13 protein-coding genes and 1 CRISPR repeat array (1 of these 14 cut by a window edge) are annotated in these 19,655 nt (G+C 52.3%); of the genes, 8 read left to right on the top strand and 5 right to left on the bottom strand.

Translation table 11 applies throughout. From position 1 onward, the window contains the following. Nucleotides 1-45 precede the first annotated feature (45 nt). Nucleotides 46-1,374 carry a PP2C family protein-serine/threonine phosphatase gene (locus tag KIH39_RS14220; protein WP_213493905.1) on the top strand — a complete coding sequence of 443 codons (1,329 nt, stop codon included), beginning with the start codon at nt 46-48 and terminating at the stop codon, nt 1,372-1,374. Here KIH39_RS14220 and KIH39_RS14215 read toward each other — a convergent pair. Beyond that, the gene (locus KIH39_RS14215; protein WP_213493904.1) at nt 1,337-2,329 is read right to left on the bottom strand and encodes a GNAT family N-acetyltransferase; all 993 of its coding nucleotides are present in this window, start codon (nt 2,327-2,329) and stop codon (nt 1,337-1,339) included. The two genes, KIH39_RS14220 and KIH39_RS14215, sit on opposite strands and share 38 nt — an antisense overlap. A 133-nt stretch (nt 2,330-2,462) precedes the next feature. On the opposite strand from KIH39_RS14215, the gene KIH39_RS14210 reads away from it, so the two are divergent. From KIH39_RS14210 to KIH39_RS14200, 3 genes are read left to right on the top strand one after another with little or no spacing between them, the layout of a single operon-like run. Beyond that, complete coding sequence (locus KIH39_RS14210) at nt 2,463-2,936, top strand: ferritin-like domain-containing protein (RefSeq protein ID WP_213493903.1); 474 nt, start codon at nt 2,463-2,465, stop codon at nt 2,934-2,936. 14 nt (nt 2,937-2,950) lie between these two features. Then, the gene (locus KIH39_RS14205; RefSeq protein ID WP_213493902.1) at nt 2,951-4,180 is read left to right on the top strand and encodes a PQQ-binding-like beta-propeller repeat protein; all 1,230 of its coding nucleotides are present in this window, start codon (nt 2,951-2,953) and stop codon (nt 4,178-4,180) included. After that, nucleotides 4,181-5,239: a glycosyltransferase family 4 protein gene (locus tag KIH39_RS14200; protein WP_213493901.1), complete on the top strand. Its 1,059-nt coding sequence runs from the start codon at nt 4,181-4,183 to the stop codon at nt 5,237-5,239. Here KIH39_RS14200 and KIH39_RS14195 read toward each other — a convergent pair. Next, complete coding sequence (locus tag KIH39_RS14195; protein ID WP_213493900.1) at nt 5,236-6,693, bottom strand: DHA2 family efflux MFS transporter permease subunit; 1,458 nt, start codon at nt 6,691-6,693, stop codon at nt 5,236-5,238. The two genes, KIH39_RS14200 and KIH39_RS14195, sit on opposite strands and share 4 nt — an antisense overlap. A gap of 162 nt (nt 6,694-6,855) precedes the next feature. Further along, complete coding sequence (locus KIH39_RS14190; protein WP_213493898.1) at nt 6,856-8,559, bottom strand: RNA polymerase sigma factor; 1,704 nt, start codon at nt 8,557-8,559, stop codon at nt 6,856-6,858. Between the two features lie 289 nt (nt 8,560-8,848). On the opposite strand from KIH39_RS14190, the gene KIH39_RS14185 reads away from it, so the two are divergent. The 4 genes from KIH39_RS14185 (at nt 8,849) to KIH39_RS14170 (ending at nt 14,882) form a co-directional block, all read left to right on the top strand. Next, nucleotides 8,849-11,878: a PSD1 and planctomycete cytochrome C domain-containing protein gene (locus KIH39_RS14185; RefSeq protein WP_213493897.1), complete on the top strand. Its 3,030-nt coding sequence runs from the start codon at nt 8,849-8,851 to the stop codon at nt 11,876-11,878. 26 nt (nt 11,879-11,904) lie between these two features. Then, a complete protein-coding gene (locus KIH39_RS14180) occupies nt 11,905-13,323 on the top strand; it encodes a DUF1501 domain-containing protein (RefSeq protein WP_213493896.1) in 1,419 nt (472 codons plus the stop codon). A gap of 174 nt (nt 13,324-13,497) precedes the next feature. Beyond that, on the top strand, nt 13,498-14,016 hold the full coding sequence (locus tag KIH39_RS14175; protein WP_213493895.1) for an RNA polymerase sigma factor: 519 nt from the start codon (nt 13,498-13,500) through the stop codon (nt 14,014-14,016). Continuing rightward, nucleotides 14,013-14,882, top strand: a complete 870-nt coding sequence (locus KIH39_RS14170) for a LolA family protein (protein ID WP_213493894.1) — start codon at nt 14,013-14,015, stop codon at nt 14,880-14,882. Before KIH39_RS14175 ends, KIH39_RS14170 begins: the two co-directional genes overlap by 4 nt. Nucleotides 14,883-14,981: 99 nt before the next feature. Here KIH39_RS14170 and KIH39_RS14165 read toward each other — a convergent pair whose 3' ends face one another. Then, nucleotides 14,982-16,658, bottom strand: a complete 1,677-nt coding sequence (locus KIH39_RS14165) for a DUF1559 family PulG-like putative transporter (RefSeq protein WP_213493893.1) — start codon at nt 16,656-16,658, stop codon at nt 14,982-14,984. Between the two features lie 213 nt (nt 16,659-16,871). Continuing rightward, on the bottom strand, nt 16,872-18,116 hold the full coding sequence (locus KIH39_RS14160) for an SEL1-like repeat protein (RefSeq protein WP_213493891.1): 1,245 nt from the start codon (nt 18,114-18,116) through the stop codon (nt 16,872-16,874). A gap of 381 nt (nt 18,117-18,497) precedes the next feature. Next, a CRISPR array of direct repeats spans nt 18,498-19,655; the repeat unit is 36 nt; unit sequence GCTTCAATTCGGCCACGACAGATGAGTCGTGGAAAC (it continues 2,282 nt past the right edge of the window).

Raw genomic sequence — 19,655 nt, 5'->3', positions numbered from 1 at the left:
TTTTATCAATAATGCCTGCGCCTCATTACGGAATGGAAATACTGCGTGCCCCTTTTCGATCAGATTGAACATGCTGGTATGACTGATGTGGGGATCCGGAGGAGCCACAATCAGGATGCCTTTGCCATCCAGAAAGCTCCCGACCGCGCGCGTTGGAAAAAGGAAGGCCATATTCTCATAGTGGCCGACGGTATGGGCGGTCATGCGGTCGGCGAGAAAGCCAGTGCTAAAGCGGTCCAGGATATCCCGCTGGCTTATCTGAAGTATGTCGCCAATGAGGGGCCTATCTCCGCTATTCGCAAATCCTTCCAGGAAGCGAATCATGGCATCTACGCAATCGGGCAGGAAAATCCGGAATTCCGGGGCATGGGCACGACGGCCTCGGTTCTGGTGATGCGCGAAGAGGGGGCCTGGATTGGTCATGTCGGCGATAGTCGGATTTATCGCGTTCGCGATGGGCAGATCGAGCAACTCACTTTCGACCATAGCTACGTCTGGGAAATGGCCCGCCGAATGGGGGTCTCGCCCGAAGAACTGGAGGATGTTCGCAAAAACGTGATCATCCGCTCACTCGGGCCTGATGTTCTGGTACAGGTGGATGTCGAAGGACCGCACCCGCTGCACGAAGGGGATACCTTCGTGATTTGCAGCGACGGTCTGAGCAACCCGGTGCTGCCGGAGGAAATCGGAGCGATCGCGTCGAATTTTCCACCCCAGGAAGCGGCCAGAATCCTGATCGAACTGGCCAATCTGCGCGGCGGCCCGGACAACGTCTCCGCAGTCGTCGTCCGTGTCGGCGATGCGACTTCTTCCTTGGTCGACAACCCGAACAAGAATAAAAAATCTTTTGTCAAATCTCTGAAAAATGCTCGCGATGCCTGGGGCCGCATTGTTCCCTGGCCGATTACCTGCCTGCTTTTGGGCCTTCTGTTTGCAACCGGATTTATTCTGACCATGGTCAATAATGTTTTCGGTCAAACGATATTCTTCACATTGTCGCTCATTGCTTTAATCTCCGGCGGTGTACTACTGTTCCTGGAATCGCGAAAGAAAAAAAAATCGGACAAGGACGACAAGCCTCGAAAATTGAACATTTACCGGGAGTACCCCGCCACGGTAGACGAAGAACTGCTTGCAATATTTAAGGAACTCCAGGATTCTGTCTTCGAACAGGTGAAGGATCGACCCCTCGACTGGGCACTTTACAATAAGCTGTCCAAATCTGCGGATCATTTCGCAAAAGAGCAGGATCTCGTAGCGGCTTTTCGCGATCGGCTGCGGGCATTGATGCTGATCGCCAAGCCCTTCAATCAGACCCGGCAGAAAGAAGAAGGTTTCAAGCCGAAGTGGGTGAAGATGAGCTGGGATTCGTAGGCTCCACGACTTTCTCGTAGCTGTACCCTTCGTCCACACATTCGAAGCCGAGCTTTTCAAACATATGCAGAGCGGAGACATTCGTGTCGATCACCTGCATTTCGACGATCCGGAAAAACTGCTCCTGCAGATGCCGCAACACCTGATAAAGCAAGTACTTGCCCAGACCCTGGCCTCGTAAGCCTTCATTCACCTCCAGATCCAGTAAGCCGACCGCCGGCGCTTCCCACTTGCGACCGAATTCCACCATTTCCCAGTAATAGGCCCGCGCGATCACTGTGTCCGTGTCCTTTTCGACCAGTCGGCATTCGACCGGTTCCATTTCCCCCCATTTACAGACCTGCCACCAGGTTTCGGCCTTCATGCGGGGCACGACCTCGAATTCGAGGCGGCGTTTGAAAAAGGTAAAGCGCGGATCGGCCAGTTGCATCGGAGCTTCCAAGTCCCGGTGGATGATGATGCAACGCTGCAGGGGTTTGTAGCCATTCGTCTGAAAGAAAGGTTCCGCGGCGGTATCGCTGAGCAGGAAACCCGGGGAATCGCTACCTCCGTAAATGCCGAAATAGAAGGGATTATTCGGTTTCATGCCGCCGGCGACAATCGTCTCGGCGCCATTGGCACAAAGGTAGGCTTCAGCTCTTCGGATCAGTTCTCGTCCGATACCCAGTCGGAGAAAACCATTTTTCACGGCTACCGCACAAATGACACCTTTTTTGTGATCCAAGCCCGATTGCGAGGCATTTGTACTGAACCCGGCATGCACGAAGCCGAGCGTGAAACCCTCTTCCACCGCAACGATCAGACCCTGCGGATCGAAATAGATTTTGTTGAAGATCGTTTCGTCGAAAACGCTGGCATTTCGAATAGGGTAGGCACCCCGGCCGCTGAACGCACTGTTCCAGACCTCCGTAATGCCCGGCGGATCTGTGTTTCGAAACGATCGGTACTCAATCATCGTTCAACTCGTGCGACAGGATTTCTTTTGAGATTATCCAACAGAAATCGGTACTAGGCAATAGTCCGGGGGGACTTTGCTTGCCGGGATTGTTACAATAGAGATGTTGTGCTGCGAAGATTGAGACGACATCATGACGGACCACACCGAGATACTCGAAGGATTGATGAACACGCTGGATGTTTCGCATCGAGCGGCCCAGCAATACTCTGCGCTCTCGCAACTTTGCCAGAAACTCGGCCTGAATCAACTCGGCGATTTCCAGCAACAGTCGGTCGATGGCGAACAGATCCTTGCAGAAAAACTGGCCAATCGTATTCGCAATCTGCAAACGGCGAATTCCTCGCGGGCGCCGGTACATTCCCATTCCATCCAGGGAATATTAGAATCCAATCTCGCTATCGAACGAGCTAACCTGCGAAGTTATCAGAAACTTCTGATACTCTCCCGCCGCTGTGAGGACTGGGAGACCTACGAACTCATGGAATCGTCCGTACTCGATTCCGAAGATCAAATCGAACGTCTGGAATCCGAACTCGATTTCATCGACGAATTCGGCGTCGAAGTGTATCTGCACGAACACTCCCAATCTCTTCCGGTCCTCTGAGCGAGAAAATCTCCATGGCACATCGGCAGTTCGTAATCGCCGGACTGTATCTCTTATTTTTCTCTCCAACTCTCTTCGCCGAAGATTGGCCTCAATTTCAGGGGCCGCTCTTATCTGGCGTTTCCAAGGAAAAGATCGTTCCCTGGACTGAAACTCCGAAAACGCTCTGGAGTTACCTCACGGGCGCCGGCTGGAGCAGTCCGGTCGTTGCAGGAGGTCGCGTCTATCTCTTCCATCGAGTGCGGGATGTTGAGACGCTCACTTGCCTTGATGCGAAAGCGGGCAAAGAGATCTGGTCGGAGTCTTATCCGACGAGCTATCGGGATTCTTTTGGCTTTGATGAAGGGCCCCGTTCTACTCCCGTCATTGATTTGGACGACAAATGCATTGTCACTTTGGGAGCTGAGGGCAAACTGACCGGCTGGGAGCTATCTTCGGGCAAGATACTCTGGTCCAAGGAACTTCAGAAGCTCTATCCCGCCAAGAAAATCTTCTTCGGAATCGGCACCTCTCCAATTCTCGCCAATCGCAAAATTCTGGTGAACGTCGGCTCCAAGGGAGCAAGTGTCGTTGCATTTCAGCCCCGAACCGGAGAAGAACTCTGGAAATCGGGACAAGATGAAGTGAGCTACTCCTCACCAGTGTTAGCTCGGGTCCGCAATAAAGACAGCGCGATTTTTTTCACTCGGGACGGCTTACTCGTCCTGGATCCTCGAGACGGTAAGGTTATTGCCTCTCATCCTTGGCGACCGCGAAATCCAAATTCGGTGAGTGCCGCTTCCCCAATAGTCAAAGGGGACCAGATTTTCCTGACGGCGTCCTACGGGTTGGGTGCCGTTTTACTCGATCTCACCAAAGCAGATTCACCGAGTGAGATCTGGAAAAGCGATGAAGTGCTTTCGGCCCATTACAACACGCCGATTCTGTTCGATGACCATCTGATTGGCATTGATGGTCGGCAGGAATACGGGGCGAAACTGGCCTGTATCGATTGGGCCAGCGGTAAGTTATTGTGGGCAAAATCGGGCTTTGGCTGCGCCAACTTGATCCGTGTGGACAACCTGCTTTTGGCTCTGACTGAAAAAGGGGAACTCGTTCTCATTGAAGCGAATTCCAAAGAGTATCTCGAAAAAGGGCGTGTGAAGATTCTGCAAACAACCTGCCGAGCCGCTGCCGCTTTGAGTTCCGGTCTCTACTATGCCCGAGATGAGAAACAACTGGTGTGCATAGAACTCATGAAGTAAATGACTTCCCGGCTCAAAATTTTGATAGCTACGGATGCTTGGAAGCCTCAAGTTAACGGTGTTGTTCGCACTCTCACTACGACATCGGAATTGCTTCGAAGTTGGGGGCATGAAGTCGAGGTGGTAGAACCGTCTCAGTTTAAAACTTTCGCTATTCCCTTTTACCCGGAAATCCCTCTTTCATTCGCGACTATCAACCATCTGGTTCAGCGGATTCGCAAATTTCATCCCGACGCGATTCACATTTCGACCGAAGGGCCGATTGGCCTGGCCGCGCGGGCTATCTGTATCCGACGAAAGTGGAAATTCACGACTTCTTACCATACCAAGTTTCCGGAATATCTCAAGAAGATGCTGTTTCTGCCGCTGGCGGGCGGTTATTCCTACATGCGGCGGTTTCATTCCCGATCCAGCGGCATCATGGTGGCTACTCCCAGTCTGGAACAGGAACTTCGCCTGAGGCGATTTCTTCCAGAATTGAATCGCTGGTCGAGGGGGGTGAATCTGAGTCTCTTTTACCAGCGAGAAAAAACGCATAGCTGGCCCAAACCCGTTTTGATGTATGTGGGAAGGGTCTCCAAGGAAAAAAATATTGAAGCTTTTCTGAAAGCCGATGTTCCGGGGACCAAGGTTGTGGTCGGTGATGGTCCGCATCGCTCTAAGCTGCAGCACGATTTTCAGAAGGCGATTTTTGTCGGTTATCGACGGGGGGAAGCTCTCGCGGAAATGTATTCGCAGGCGGATTGTTTCGTTTTTCCCAGCCATACAGATACATTCGGCCTGGTGATGATCGAAAGTCTGGCCTGCGGCGTGCCTGTTGCGGCTTATCCCGTGATTGGACCGGTGGATGTGATTACAGAACCGGGCACCGGGGCGCTGAATGACAATCTGGCTTTGGCCATTGAGCAGGCTTTAAAGACGGCGAGTCCCGAAGCCTGTCTCCGGCATGCCCAAACTTTCACCTGGGAAAAAAGTACCCGACAGTTTCTGAGCAATCTTCGCAATCGCCATACCGGTGAACCTTTCACACCCGCGAGAATCGAACCGTTGACAGTCTAGCCGTGCGTTTCTTCGGTCTTATGCTGACTCACCGATTCCCCATCGGTACCCTTCAAGTTTAAAAACAGCAACGAGGAGACGATCGTCCAACTTCCCAGCACGAGAAATGCCTTGTGAATTCCCTGAATCATCTCCGCAGAATTCGCGTGATAGCGATCCATTATGAAAATGGCCGTGGTGACCGAAGCGGCCGCCACCCCGAAACTGATGGCCATTTGCTGCATGGTGCTGGCAATCGTACTGGCGCTGCTGGTCTGCTCATCTGTGACATCCGCATAAACCAGGGTATTCATGCTGGTGTACTGCATTGAAGTGAAAAACCCATAAACGAAGGCTTGGATAATTAATAGCCAGACCGGAGTATCAGCATTAATGGTGGCGAAGAGCAAAATCATCAAACCCAAAATAATCGTGTTCGTTTGGAGTACCCGCTTGTAACCGATGCGGGCGAGGATTTTGGGCATCACCACTTTTAAGCTCATTGCCGCCAGCGCCTGCGGCATCATCATCAGGCCCGATTGTACCGGCGAGAAGCCTAGCCCAACCTGATAGAGCAAGGGAAATAGAAACGGGATGCCGCCAATTCCCAATCGAGTGATGAAACTTCCAATGACTGAGATCCGGAAAGTTCGAATGCCGAACAGGTTCATTCGAAGCAGCGGGAACGGCGTACGGCGGGCGTGAAAACCATATGCGGTGAGTAAAAGCAGCGAGACCCCCGCGAGAATCAGCATCTGCAGGTTCGTCAGGGTATGCTCGCCAAACACTTCGAGAACGTAGGAAAGCAGGGCAACCCCGGTCCCGAACAGAACCAGCCCCAGAAAATCCAACGGCGGAGTTTTCGGTTGGCTGTAGTTGGGCAGATGGCGGTAAACCATGTACAAACCGACCAAGCCAATCGGGATATTGACGAAAAAAATTACGCTCCAGTGGAAATAAGCGACAATTAGCCCACCGGCGAATGGGCCGAGCATGGGGCCGATCAATCCCGGTATGGCCACGAAGGTCATTGCTCGAATCAACTCCGATTTGGCGAAGGTGCGGACCATCGTCAATCGGCCGACGGGAAGCATCAGGGCTCCGCCACACCCCTGGAGAATGCGGCAGGCGACTAGGGCATGAATACTCGAGCAGATGCCACAAAGAAAAGAGCCGAGGGTGAAAGTCGCAATCGCCGACGCGAAAACGCGTCGGGTTCCAAAGCGATCCGCCATCCAACCGCTGATGGGAATGAACACAGCCAGACTGAGCGTATAGCTGGCCATTACCGCTTTCATACTGAGCGGTGTAACCTCAAGAGCCTCGGCTATGGAAGGAACCGCCGTGCTTAATATGGTGGTGTCCAGCGCCTCCATGAAAAAGGCTACGGCCACGAGCCAGGGGAGTAACTTTTTACCGGACTCGGTCGGTAGAGCCGAAGTGAGTGGGGCGGCGGGCGTATCCGGAGAAGTCATAGCGGGAAGGAATTCCTTTCGTGGACCCTAGCGGCACATCTGCCAGGGAATCTCATTCTAGCGGATCGCCGGAATGAGATGAAATCGAAAGGAGGTTGCGAGAGTATAGGCACGGAAAAGGTGGCCGACCGTGCCTAAGGAAAGTTTAAGTTCGAGTGTCGATCAGGCTTTATTCTCGAATGTTTGCGGAGGCAGCATTTTCTTCTCCTGCTTTTCCAGACTTTTAAATTTAGTTCGTAGTGATTCCGCCTTCTGGACGGTAGTAATAAAGAGGAGATTATCCATAATCACGACATCGAGATCGGTACCGCATTGCACCGTTGTAAAAACGGCGGTTAAGACTGGAACATTTTGAAAATTGAGAGCGACTCTGGCCTCCAAATATTTCTCGGCGGCCGGATCCACAACAATATTTGTTCCCGTCGCATCCTTAATGGCTTGGATCGTTTCCGAAAGAGTCCAAACTGCTTTGTCGGAAGATCGGTGAATGTAGGTCGGTTCCGAAAACTCTTTGACAGTGTAGCGAGGGGGATCTTTGCTATCCGGATCGAGTTGTCCCGCGTTATCGTGAAACTTGGGTACCAGATAAATCTTGTTATGTTTGATACGGTAGGTGACTTGAAGTCCTTGCGCATTTTCGGAGAGTTTTATTTGGCTAGTGACAATTCGAAGAACTTCGTCAAGTTTGACATCGGCATTAAGTTGCGGTATGACGATGTTCAACTGCTCGCTTTTCCAAATAGGCCAATTCACACGTGAGAAGGCTTCGTAGTCCCAATAAATCTTTGTTTCTGCGAGTTTTCCCAAGATCGCCAGGAATTCGACTAGCGATCCTTCGAAGGGTTGATCTAGAGGAAGCTTCGTCTGCAACGTTTCCCACGCGGACTTCTTGACCATCTCTGGGGTTTGGCCCGGATTTGTTCCTGGTTGAATATCGGTTTTGTTACTCTTCGCGACCTCGCTGGCACTCGACAAAGTCGCTTTCTCTTTCGACTTTGTATCCTGAGGCGAGTCCGAAGGATTCCACGCGATGGCAGCGCCTGCGCCGCTGAAGAGAACGAGCCCAAGAACCAGAGCCAAGGCTTTAATCTTTACTGTAATCATGGTGTTCAAAACTCCTTCAGACAGGATTACGGGTACGGTTGCGGAACTTATTATTTCTCCCGCGACAATTCGCGATATCAAAGTTAGGGTAGTTCGCATCAATACTGCTGGAGCCGAAGCAATGGCCGCGTTTGCCACCAGCAAAGTGGGGAGCGCCAAGACGGTTTCCGGGTTAATGCCACGTTTCTTCAGTCGATCCAGGAGATTATGCCGGGCTGTACTTAATCGAGAGTCTATCGTTCCCTTGGGACAGCCGATTTCCCGGGCCGCTTCGAGGTTCGACCTTCCCTCAAGGACACACATAATAAATGCCGCCCGTTGCTTTTGGGGAAGCCTTTCGATCTCTTCGTACACGGCATTCCAAAGATCTTTTTCCTCAAACAGAGATTTCGGTTCCACAGTCGGCTCGGTGAGTAGCGGCAGCGGTCGATTCTGTGTTTGCAGATTTCGCGCGATTCGGCTCACTACTCGATAGAGCCAACCGCCAATCGATTCCTTCGATCGAATTTTTTTTCCCTGCTTGATCAGAGCGAGGAAAGCCGCTTGAAAGGCATCCTCGGCGTCCTGGGTACGCGTCAGCAGTCGACGCGCGACGGACCAGACCATGGAACCGTGACGCTTGAGCAGGATTTCAAATGCGACCTCGTCGTTTCGCTGAAAAAACAGATCGAGAAGCCGGTGATCACTCAAGTGAGTCGCGGCATCTTTTTCCAATAATCGGCGAAGTTCGAAGATGGCCGTCTTAACCGATGAATCAGACATGTAAGCTCGTTTATCGAGTCAATTTTCGTCTATCTATTCTGTGCCAGCCGCATCGCGTTTACTTCAAAAAAATATTGGGAAAATCGAAAAAAACAGAATGGGAACTCAAGGACGAGCTCGGACGCTATCGTACTGGCATCACGGGAAATGAATGACTTTCTGATCGTCCGTCGTAGAATAGTGTTACAAGAAATCACACCGCGACGTACACAACGTCTGACCGAATTTCCTGGACTCGCCTGACCGGGATACGTTTTTCACTCGACTTCACTTAATCGAGGCATTCGCAATGCCAACTCTCCGAATTTTTTGGGCCATTCTGGGCCTGACGCTTCTAACGGACGCTCCCGTTCGCGCAGCACCACCCGTGGATTTTCAGAAGGACGTTCAGCCGATCCTCTCGGAATTCTGCGTGGCCTGCCATGGGATCGACGCGAAGCATCGCAAAGCCAATCTTCGACTCGATGATGGAGCCGCCGTATTAAAAGGCGGGGAGTCCGGAGAACCCACTCTGGTTCCCGGCCATCCAGAGAAGAGCGAACTCTACCTGCGCATCACCAGCAAAGAAGAAGAGAAGGTGATGCCGCCGCGCAGTGAGAAAAAAACGCTCAGCCCGGCCCAGCTTCAGATTCTTAAACAATGGATTGTCGAAGGAGCCAAGTACGAAAAGCATTGGGCCTTCACTACGCCAAAGAAGTCTCCGCTGCCCGGCGGTGAAACAGGTTCGCCCATTGATGCGTTTGTCCGAGCCCGGCTGCTAACCGAAAAACTGCGGCCTTCTCCTCCAGCGAATTCCGCTGCTTTGTGCCGACGAATTTATCTCGATCTGATTGGACTACCGCCTTCGCCCGCGGAACTGACCGCCTTTGAAAAAGAAGGCCTGAACGCCACGATCGAAAAACTTTTGCAGAGCGAAAGATACGGTGAAAAATGGGCTCGCCACTGGCTCGATCTGGCCCGGTATTCCGATACTAACGGCTATGAGAAAGATATGCCTCGGGACATGTGGAAATGGCGAGACTGGGTGATCGAGTCGTTGAACACCGATATGCCTTACGACAAATTCATCATCGAGCAGGTCGCTGGAGATCTTTTACCCAATGCCACCCAACAGCAGCTTATTGCCACGGGATTTCTGCGCAACAGCATGATCAATGAAGAAGGCGCCATCGTCCCGGAACAGTTTCGCATGGTGGAAATGTTCGACCGCATCGACTGTATCGGAAAAGCGGTTTTGGGAATGAGCACCCAGTGTGCTCAGTGTCATACTCACAAGTTCGATCCGATCACCCACCACGACTACTACGGACTGATGGCCTTTTTGAACAACACTTACGAAGCGCAATCCTGGGTTTACACAGCGGATCAGCTTAAACAGATCGAAGAAATCCGCAAGAAAATCCAGATGGCGGAATCTCGGATTCGTCAGCAGCGCCGGCAATGGGAATCGGAACTGAACAAATGGAGCCAGGAAGTTTCCTCCCGCTTCACCGATTGGAAACCTTTAGAGGCCATCGAACTCGGGAGCATCAGCGGTCTGAATCACCCAACTCAAGAGGCGGACAAGTCATTATTGATGAAGGGCCATCCGAGCGATGATGTGTTCCTGATCGCATCGCCCAAGCTCGATGGTGTGACCGGCCTGCAGTTCGAAGTTTTGACTCATCGCGATCTGCCCCACAACGGTCCTGGACGAAGCAGCCAGGGCACCTGGAATCTGCGGGAATTAGAAGTGTTTATCAAGAAACCGGACGGCACGAATTGGGAGAAACAGAAACTGGCCAACGCCTCGGCCGATTACTCCGCAGCGGATAACAAGCCGGCCGATGGTAAAAATGCCAGCGGCTCCGTCGGCTATATCATCGATGGTCGGGAGGACACCACCTGGAATTCGGATCGCGGCCAGGGATTGCGAAATCAACCGAGTGTAGCCGTCGTGCAATTTGAAAAACCTCTGCAGTTCCCAGAAGGGACGCAGATGAAGGTGGCTTGGCGAATGGGCGCGATGATCGGTTGTGCCCGCATCAGTATTACCAACGCCGGTACTCCCAAAGCCCCGGCTATCGATCAGGCTGCGATCCTGGCACTTCACAAACCTGTTGCGAAACGAACAACGGGGGATACAGATGTCATCTTCACCGCCTGGCGAAAATCGCAGCCTGATTTGAAGGCAATTAATGAGGAAATTGCTGGGCTTTACAAATCGTTACCGGCCGCACCGACTTCCATTCTGCATCTGGCCGAGCGGGAAACCGAAAATCAACGAGTAACCCATCTTTTGAATCGCGGTGAGTGGGATCAACCTCGAGAGGTCGTTACACCAATCACACCGGAGGCTCTCCATTCTTTCCCGGCAGATGCGCCGCGAAATCGGCTCGGGTTCGCCCGCTGGCTGGCCGATTCGCGATCTCCGTTGACGGCCCGAGTTGCCGTGAATCAAACCTGGCAGGCCATTTTCGGTACGGGACTCGTAGAGACTTCCGAAGACTTTGGCACCCGTGCGCCGATTCCGGAATACCGTGATCTTCTCGATTGGCTGGCGGTCGATTTCATGGAGCATAATTGGAGTCGGAAGCACTTAATTCGAACCATTCTTAGCAGTGCCACCTACCAGCAATCCTCGGCTTTAACGCCGCTGTTGATGGAAAAAGATCCCCGCAATCGTTTACTGGCGCGCGGGCCAAGATTTCGGGCTGACGCCGAAGTGGTACGGGATATTGCTCTGACGGCTTCGGGATTATTGACCAACAAACTGGGCGGACCTTCCGTGATTCCGCCGGTGCCGAAAAATGTGCTCGATTACAACTATACATATCCTGGCTACTGGAATCCGGCGACGGGTCCGGAACGCTACCGGCGCTCGGTTTACATGTTCAGAAAACGGTCGATGCCCGATCCGGTGTTGTCGAATTTCGATGGGCCCAATGGGGATTTTTCCTGCGCCCGGCGAATCCGTTCCAATACCCCGCTTGCGGCACTTACGGGACTCAACGAGCCGATCTTTGTCGAGGCTGCCCAAGCGATGGCCCTCCGCGTTTTGAAAGAGGGGGGAACGAATGATGCAACTCGAATCGATCATGCGTTTTTGCTTTGCACTTCGCGGAAACCGACACCAGAGGAAAAAGCGGAAGTCGAGCGCCTGATTCAACATCAAAGGCAGCGCCTGGCGGAGGGTTGGCTGAATCCGCGCGAAATCCTGACCGGGGATTCCGCCAAATTGCCGAGTCTTCCGGAAAAAGTTACCCCACAAGATGCTGCTGCGTGGACGCTGGTTTCGCGAGTTCTTTTGAACCTGGATGAAACCATTAGTAAAAATTAAGCCCACCCCGCACAAGGAATAGAGCCATGAATTCGAATTTTGACACAGATTTAAATTTGCTCAGAAGACGCTGGTTCCTGAAGCAATGCGGACTGGGCTTAGGAGCGATCGCCGCGAATTCTATGCTGGCCGGGGAGTCTCAGGCGGATAATGCCAAGAATCCTCTGGCGCCGAAGTCGCCTCACTTCCCGGCAAAAGCCAAGCGAGTGATCTATTTATTCCAGGCCGGCGCTCCCAGTCAGTTGGAGCTCTTTGAGAATAAGCCAGAATTGGCTAAGCGGAATGGGCAGCTACCGCCGCCGGATCTTTTGAAGAACTATCGAGCGGCCTTCATCAATCCGAAATCGGCTCTTTTAGGCCCGAAGTTCAAGTTTCAAAAACATGGGAAAAGTGGTCTGGAATTCAGCGAAGTTCTGCCGCATACGGCCCAGATCGCCGATGAAATCTGCCTGATTCGAACGATGCAGACCGATGCAGTCAACCATGCCCCCGCGCAGATTCTGATGAACACCGGCTCTCAGCAGTTTGGCCGACCCAGTTTTGGCTCCTGGACCCTGTACGGCCTGGGCAGTGAATCGGCAGATCTACCCGGCTTTGTGGTATTGACCAGTGCGAAGGGTACCAGTGGCGGGGCCAGCAACTACGGTAGCGGTTTCCTGCCCACACTCTACGCCGGGGTACCGCTGCGCTCGGCGGGCGATCCGGTACTCTATCTCTCCAATCCCAAAGGGGTGGATACCGATGCCCAGCGATCTTCTCTCGATTCGTTGAACCGGCTCAATGAACTGTCGATGAAATCGGTACATGATCCCGAGATCGAAGCACGCATCCAGAGCTACGAAATGGCGTTCCGACTTCAGACCAGTGCCCCCGATCTGATGAATCTCGCCAGCGAATCGAAAGAGACGCTACAAAAATATGGCATCAAGGATCCTAACGAAGCCAGCTATGCCCGTAACTGTCTGTTAGCCCGTCGTTTGATCGAGCGCGGCGTCCGATTCGTTCAGCTCTTCCACGAAGTCTGGGATCAGCATTCCGATTTAGTCAATGGGGTCAAGCGCAACGCCAAGGATACCGATCAGGCCAGTGCCGCTTTGGTGAGCGATCTGAAACAACGTGGATTGCTGCAGGATACCATTGTCATTTGGGGCGGTGAGTTTGGTCGGACACCGATGGTGCAGGGCGGTAACGATGGCCGAGACCATCACAACCGCTGCTTCACCCTCTGGGTGGCTGGCGGTGGGTTTAAGGCCGGCTATATGCATGGCCAGACGGACGAACTGGGCTTCAATGGCGTCGAGAATATCGTCCATGTGCACGATTTGAATGCGACTCTGCTCCATCAACTCGGTTTCGATCATACCCGGCTGACCTACCGCTTTCAGGGTCGGGACTATCGCCTCACTGACGTACACGGCAACGTCATCAAAGAACTGCTGGCCTAAATTTCCCCGGCGGGGGCGTCTGCTCCGCCGCACTTTTACCTGATAAAGCCCTAATTAAGTTCCATTTTTCGATTCCCCTCTGTTTACAAGTCGTCTGAAATTCTTGTAAGGATCTCTGGACTCTCATCGACTAGTATGGCATGAAATTCAACCTGTTCGGATATTGAGAAGCGAATGACCGATTGGAATTCAATCATTCGCCAGCATGGACCCATCGTCTGGCGAATTGTGTATCGGCTGCTCAATCACGATGCGGATGCGCGAGATTGCTTCCAGCAGAGCTTCCTCGCGGCGTTCGAATGGCATCAAAAGGCTCCGATTAGTGACTGGCCGGCTGCCCTGCAGCGACTCGCCACATTGCGTTCGCTGGATATGTTGCGCACTCGTTATCGCTGGCGGCGGGCCGAAGCGTTACCCGACGATTGCGTAGACGGTCGGTTCGCTACCCCGATGGATGTGGTTGAGAACAATGAATTCGCCCATCGGCTGCGGCAGGCGCTGACCGAAATTCCTCCGTTGCACGCGGCGAGTTTTACGCTCGTTCAACTCGAAGGTTTGAGTTATGCGGAGGCGGCCAAAAGTTTGGATGTGACCGTGGTAAATCTCGGAGTGCTGCTTCATCGGGCCAGACAGGACTTGAAAGCCAAGCTGGCGGCTTTCGACCCGCAGGGAGAGAAGAGAGGAACCCCTTGAAACCCCAGAATGAATTACCGGAAGATCCCTTGAATGCGGCGATGAACGCTTTGAGAGAAACGCCGATTCCGGTTGGACCCGACGAGATTTTAATCGCGGCGACTGTCGCCGCGTTGAATCCTCGACAGAACGTCCTTCTGCCCGAGGAATTGGTTTCCAAACAAAAGAGGAGGAAACAGATCATGCGTATTTTGAAATTCGGAGGCTTCTCAGTCTCCACGATTGCGGCCGTACTGGTGATCTTTGTAATGACTTCGGGTCGATCCGCGGCGGACGACCTGAAGAAATCGATTCGAAAGCTCGATCAGGCGAAGTCGATTCGAATGATTGTCGAACTCGATGATGGCACCAAGAACAAAATGACTTCTCGCAGTTACATGTCGGAAGGGAAAATGCGTTCCGAAGTGGAACCGGCCGGTCTGGTGGTCGTCATCAATAACAAAGGCGATGGGAAAGGGATTGTGCTGTTCAAAGGTATGAAGACTTACCGACTTCTCGATCCGGAAAAGGATGAGATGATCAAAAGTGTCACCAAGAGTGTAAAAGGAACTCTGGAACAATTCAAAATCCCCAGTGATGACAAAGTGCAGGGGTTACCGGATGAGTATCTGGACGGAAGGAAAACTAAAGTTTACGAGATGAAAGGGGTTGACGTACCCGGCATGAAAATCACTGCGGATCTGAAGATCTGGATCGATCCGAAAACTGATATGCCAATTCGTTCTCGGGTGATCTCGAAGATGGGCGATAAGCAGTATACGGCGACGGCCACTTATCTTGGGTTCGACGAGGAACTCGATCCGAAGCTCTTCGATACGACAATACCGACCGATTATAAGCCGATGCCGGAACTGAAGAAGGATTAGTACCAGGTTCTAAACGAGACACGGGAAGAGTCGCCCAGGTCTGCTCCTGAGTAACTCTTCCCGTGTCTCGTTGATCACGAGAAAATTCTAAGCCGGTAATTACTGCTTCTTCGGAACAGGGGGTTTAGGGAAGCTCCGTTCCGGAGTATCACGCGCATCGAGATTCAAAACTTCTCCATCAGCCGGATTAATGAGTAAATGCCATGTTCTGGCGGAGAGATTCTTGTCGATCATTCGAACCGAACCATCGGCCATTCCTACTGTCGTGGATTGCCCATTCCGGAAGAGCAGTTTCGAAGCAACATCCATCTTCGGGCTGTAAGCGATATCTCCGGGTTTGGTCCAGACGACCGCTTCCTTGGCTTCGAAAACAATACCGGTATTGGATGTGCCATCGGTGATGTTGGTAATGTTCAATTTCTTGCCGGGTACGAAGCAGGTATCCTTGCCGGTGAAGACCTGATAATGAGTCTTTGGGCCGACATCGGGGTCATTCGGATTGCAGAAAATTTTGACTACGATTTCGGAAAGTGGCTTGTTATGTTCGCTGTCCCAGGGTTCATCTAATTTAAATTGGTTGTAAAGATTCGCCTGCTCGATATACGGTAAAATGGCCACCCGCCAGCTCAGGAGTGGCTTGCCATTTTTGTCGCAGATATCATTTGGGAAAAATCCATAGGCCGATTCGAAATTGTGAAAGGCCAGAATCATCTGCTTGACGTTATTCGTACCCTGAGCCTGACCGGCGGCAGCGCGAACTTTCTGCACGGCGGGCAGAAGCAGTCCCACTAAAACCGGCATGGTGGCTCCATTAATACCCATCATATCGGGCATTTCGATCGTTTTGGTAATCTGCTCTCCTTTAACGACCAGTCCCGGATTAGCTAGAAAAGCGTCGATCTGGTTGAAGCCGCCACTGGCCAATAATCCACCAACGGCTGTGGCCATACCTTCGAGTCCGGCCGGTTGATTGGCGGCCTGCTGAGACATCTGATTCATCATCTCCTGCTTTGCTTTCGCCAGTTCCGATCGGCCTGCGGAAATTGCCTTCAACAAAGCTTCATGAGCGGACTTTGTGGCAGCCTCGCTCGCGAAGTTCATTTGAATGATCATATTATTCGTTTTGCTATCGCCGGAGATCTGGAGAGTCTTGAGTGCGGCGATCGGCTGAAAATCGGGCGGAATGCCCTGTTTGGCATCTGCGGGGATGATCGAGGCATCGATTGCGAAAAAGAAGTCTGGAAGTGTCTCCGATTTCCCAATGATTTCGGCGAGCGCCCCTTTGCCGGCTTTCCGTTGGGCCAGCATCTGCAAGGTACCGGCGGCACCGACGAGGACCGTCCGGTTATCCAGGAATTGGATGTCGGCCTGAAGGGCCTGGCTTTCGAAGTACGCTGTGCCACCCACGGCCTTGGCCTGTGCTTTCGGATCGACCAGTGCCAGCACCGAAGCCGGGCCGACATCCTTGGACATATGGATCAGGCCGAATGGAATGGGTGGGCCTTGAGGATTGGGATTGGCGAGAGCAAAAACGGTCACTCCCGAGATATCCAAAGGGGTTACGGGATAGCGTTTTTGAAAATCCGCTAACAAAGCCGGATCCGCTTTGGAAATGGTTTCCAGCAGCGGTTTCAATACGGGATTATCCAAAAATTGCTTGGCATTGATTTTGGCGTAGATGGCCGCATCCGCAGGTACGGTATTGGTTTGCGCTCGAGTGGAACTGCACCAACCGAGTGCAAAAACGCTCGTCAATAATAAAAAACGATGAAACATCATCTATCTCCTGGAGGGTAAGGATTCTATCTTTTTAAACACCGGACGGGTCATTCGATTTCATTTTATGCGGTTTGGAAGTGCAGACGGATGCGAAGAACCTAATATCTTGAAACAGGCAGGGCCGGGACAATTGAAATGAAAAATGTACGGGGACTAAGATACACTTGCCAGGCGAAAAGCCTGATCGATCCTCATCGAGAGCTGAAAAATTCACTGATTATTAACACGGATTTCACGCTGGGCGCGTTCCTTGACTAGCGCCGATTTTGCATACCATTTCAGCGCTTCCTGCTCATCCTTGGGTAAGCCACCCATTCCGTTATCGTACATTCGACCCAACCGTAGCATCGCATCCGGCTGATTGAATTCCGCCGCTTTCAGAAACCACTGGGCCGCCAGTTTGTCGTCTTTTTCAAAGCCATGGCCTTCAAAGAACATTTCCCCGATCACATACATCGCCTGGGGCAGATTGGCCTCGGCTGCCTTATAGTACCAGGCGTAGGCTTGCTTCTCGTCGCGTTGTACCCCGAATCCCATCGTGTACATATAGCCGAGATTGAACATGGCCGAGGCGTTGCCCAACTCTGCGGCCGTAAGATACCATCGCGCCGATTCTTTTTCATTTTTCAAGTCGGCCGGTCCAGTCAGATAAAGCGCGGCCGCACTCAGCATGGCATCGATGTCGTTTGCTTCCGCCGCCATCAGGTACCAGCGCAGAGCTTCTTTTTCGTCCTTTTTAAGGCCGCGACCAAATAAATAGTTCTCGGCCATATGGGTCATCGCTTCGGTGTAGCCCAACTCCGCCGCTTTATAGAACCACTTGAAAGCCTCGGTGAGATTTTTGGTGAGCCCTCTTCCTTCCTCGTACATGCAGCCGATGGCGAAGACGGCTTTCGGCACATTCAAATCGGCCGCTTTGCGGATCCACTTCACCGCTTCCTGTTCGTCCTTTTTTACACCCCGGCCGCGGCCATAGCAGCAGCCCAAATTGTACAGCGCCGTGTTATTGCCCGCTTCAATGGCCTTGCAATACCAGTTGAAGGCCTCCGAAAAGTTTTGAGCTACTCCCACACCCTGCTCGTGCATTCGCGCGATGGCGATCATAGCGTCCGAATTGCCCTGGATCGCTGCCTTGTGATACAAGGCCAAAGCTTCAGTCTCGTTTTTCTTGACGGTATAGCCGGCTTCCAGGCATCGGGCATAGAACCACTGGGCCACCGGGTAGCCTTTCTCGGCCCCGAATTTCCATTCATTGATCCGCTTGGGAGCCTGTGCAATGAGAAATCGAACGGCCGCTTTTTGGTCTCGCAGAGCGATTTCGTTTTTGTGAAATTCGCTGGCAAAGGGATCGCTTACCGCCGGCTGAGTGGTGGTTTCCGACTTGTTCTGAGCCGTGCCGGACTGGGACGATAACAGAAGAATCGCAACCGCCAGGATGAGAAAAACTCGACTCATGAACATTCTCCGAATCAGGCAGAATCGGCTGATCATGCTAAATGAGTTAACCGGAACGGACAAGGGCAAGTTGTGGTGGAAAAGCAGGGAGCTTTTCTACCGCTGAATAATAGCTCCAGAATCGCTAATCGCAGTCTGATACTGAGCCAGTTGTGTCGATAAATTAAGAAAAACACATAGAGGAACGGAACACTCGAAATCACAATTCAGGGTTTTAGGTTCCCCAGGCAGGCAATTTATGTCAGTACAAACTGTTATTTTTGATTCGCTTCTCTCTCAGAGTCAAGCCATCTCGCATTGACTGCCGCAGTCAAGCGAGGTATTTCGCGCTAGCGGCCATTCCCGCCCGGGGGGGTAAGCGAGAGCATCGGGCGATAATCCGCTTCAATTCGGCCACGACAGATGAGTCGTGGAAACCCCGCTGCCGCACAAACGATATGCGGCATGTGCGATTGCTTCAATTCGGCCACGACAGATGAGTCGTGGAAACACTGTTCCGGAACAATGTCAAGCACAGTTAGAAGAAGCTTCAATTCGGCCACGACAGATGAGTCGTGGAAACAACGAAAACACGCAATTAGTACTCGCGTTACGGCCGCTTCAATTCGGCCACGACAGATGAGTCGTGGAAACGATCGAAGAACTTGTCCAACAAAAGAACAGCTTAGATGCTTCAATTCGGCCACGACAGATGAGTCGTGGAAACCTCGATTCACCTTGGACATCGAGGTCACCGCCAGCGGCTTCAATTCGGCCACGACAGATGAGTCGTGGAAACTGTAATACTTTTTACTGTCCTGCATACATTTTTACTCGCTTCAATTCGGCCACGACAGATGAGTCGTGGAAACAAGATTTCAAGTAAACCATTAACCGATCGCCCAATAGCTTCAATTCGGCCACGACAGATGAGTCGTGGAAACTGTTCAGGATCGTGTACGAGGTCGTCTTGGCCAACAAGCTTCAATTCGGCCACGACAGATGAGTCGTGGAAACTACGACATTTTTTCGACCAACATAGACCGGATGCTGGCTTCAATTCGGCCACGACAGATGAGTCGTGGAAACGGGTCAGCCGCACGGGCACCTTGCGGAGCTGGCTGTTGCTTCAATTCGGCCACGACAGATGAGTCGTGGAAACGGTGTCGATCAAGCTGGAAGGCGGGCGGGACGTCAAGCTTCAATTCGGCCACGACAGATGAGTCGTGGAAACCCGTTGTGGCGGACATATACTGTGAGCCAGCAAAACGCTTCAATTCGGCCACGACAGATGAGTCGTGGAAACTTGCCATAGGCTCCCGTTCCCGGCACTACGGCTGGCTGCTTCAATTCGGCCACGACAGATGAGTCGTGGAAACACGCGACTTTTGCGGCGGCAACCCTTACTGCCAAATACCGCTTCAATTCGGCCACGACAGATGAGTCGTGGAAACGATGACTTCACCACGATGCGGACAAATGGGCAACGGTGCTTCAATTCGGCCACGACAGATGAGTCGTGGAAACGTCGGGTATCCGAGCGATTATTTGAGGTAGTCG

The sequence above is a fragment of the Telmatocola sphagniphila genome, assembly GCF_018398935.1.
Lineage (GTDB): Bacteria > Planctomycetota > Planctomycetia > Gemmatales > Gemmataceae > Telmatocola > Telmatocola sphagniphila.
The sequence above is the reverse complement of the archived record's forward strand: the minus strand, read 5'-3'. Positions and strand labels throughout refer to the sequence as shown.

Bases quoted from the DNA above. Each gene is read 5' to 3' on its own strand.
- KIH39_RS14205 (WP_213493902.1), top strand. From the start codon at position 2,951: ATGGCACATCGGCAGTTCGTAATCGCCGGACTGTATCTCTTATTTTTC.
- KIH39_RS14165 (WP_213493893.1), bottom strand. From the start codon at position 16,658: ATGTTTCATCGTTTTTTATTATTGACGAGCGTTTTTGCACTCGGTTGG.
- KIH39_RS14180 (WP_213493896.1), top strand. From the start codon at position 11,905: ATGAATTCGAATTTTGACACAGATTTAAATTTGCTCAGAAGACGCTGG.
- KIH39_RS14175 (WP_213493895.1), top strand. From the start codon at position 13,498: ATGACCGATTGGAATTCAATCATTCGCCAGCATGGACCCATCGTCTGG.
- KIH39_RS14160 (WP_213493891.1), bottom strand. From the start codon at position 18,116: ATGAGTCGAGTTTTTCTCATCCTGGCGGTTGCGATTCTTCTGTTATCG.
- KIH39_RS14195 (WP_213493900.1), bottom strand. From the start codon at position 6,693: ATGACTTCTCCGGATACGCCCGCCGCCCCACTCACTTCGGCTCTACCG.
- KIH39_RS14200 (WP_213493901.1), top strand. From the start codon at position 4,181: ATGACTTCCCGGCTCAAAATTTTGATAGCTACGGATGCTTGGAAGCCT.
- KIH39_RS14190 (WP_213493898.1), bottom strand. From the start codon at position 8,559: ATGTCTGATTCATCGGTTAAGACGGCCATCTTCGAACTTCGCCGATTA.
- KIH39_RS14185 (WP_213493897.1), top strand. From the start codon at position 8,849: ATGCCAACTCTCCGAATTTTTTGGGCCATTCTGGGCCTGACGCTTCTA.
- KIH39_RS14210 (WP_213493903.1), top strand. From the start codon at position 2,463: ATGACGGACCACACCGAGATACTCGAAGGATTGATGAACACGCTGGAT.
- KIH39_RS14215 (WP_213493904.1), bottom strand. From the start codon at position 2,329: ATGATTGAGTACCGATCGTTTCGAAACACAGATCCGCCGGGCATTACG.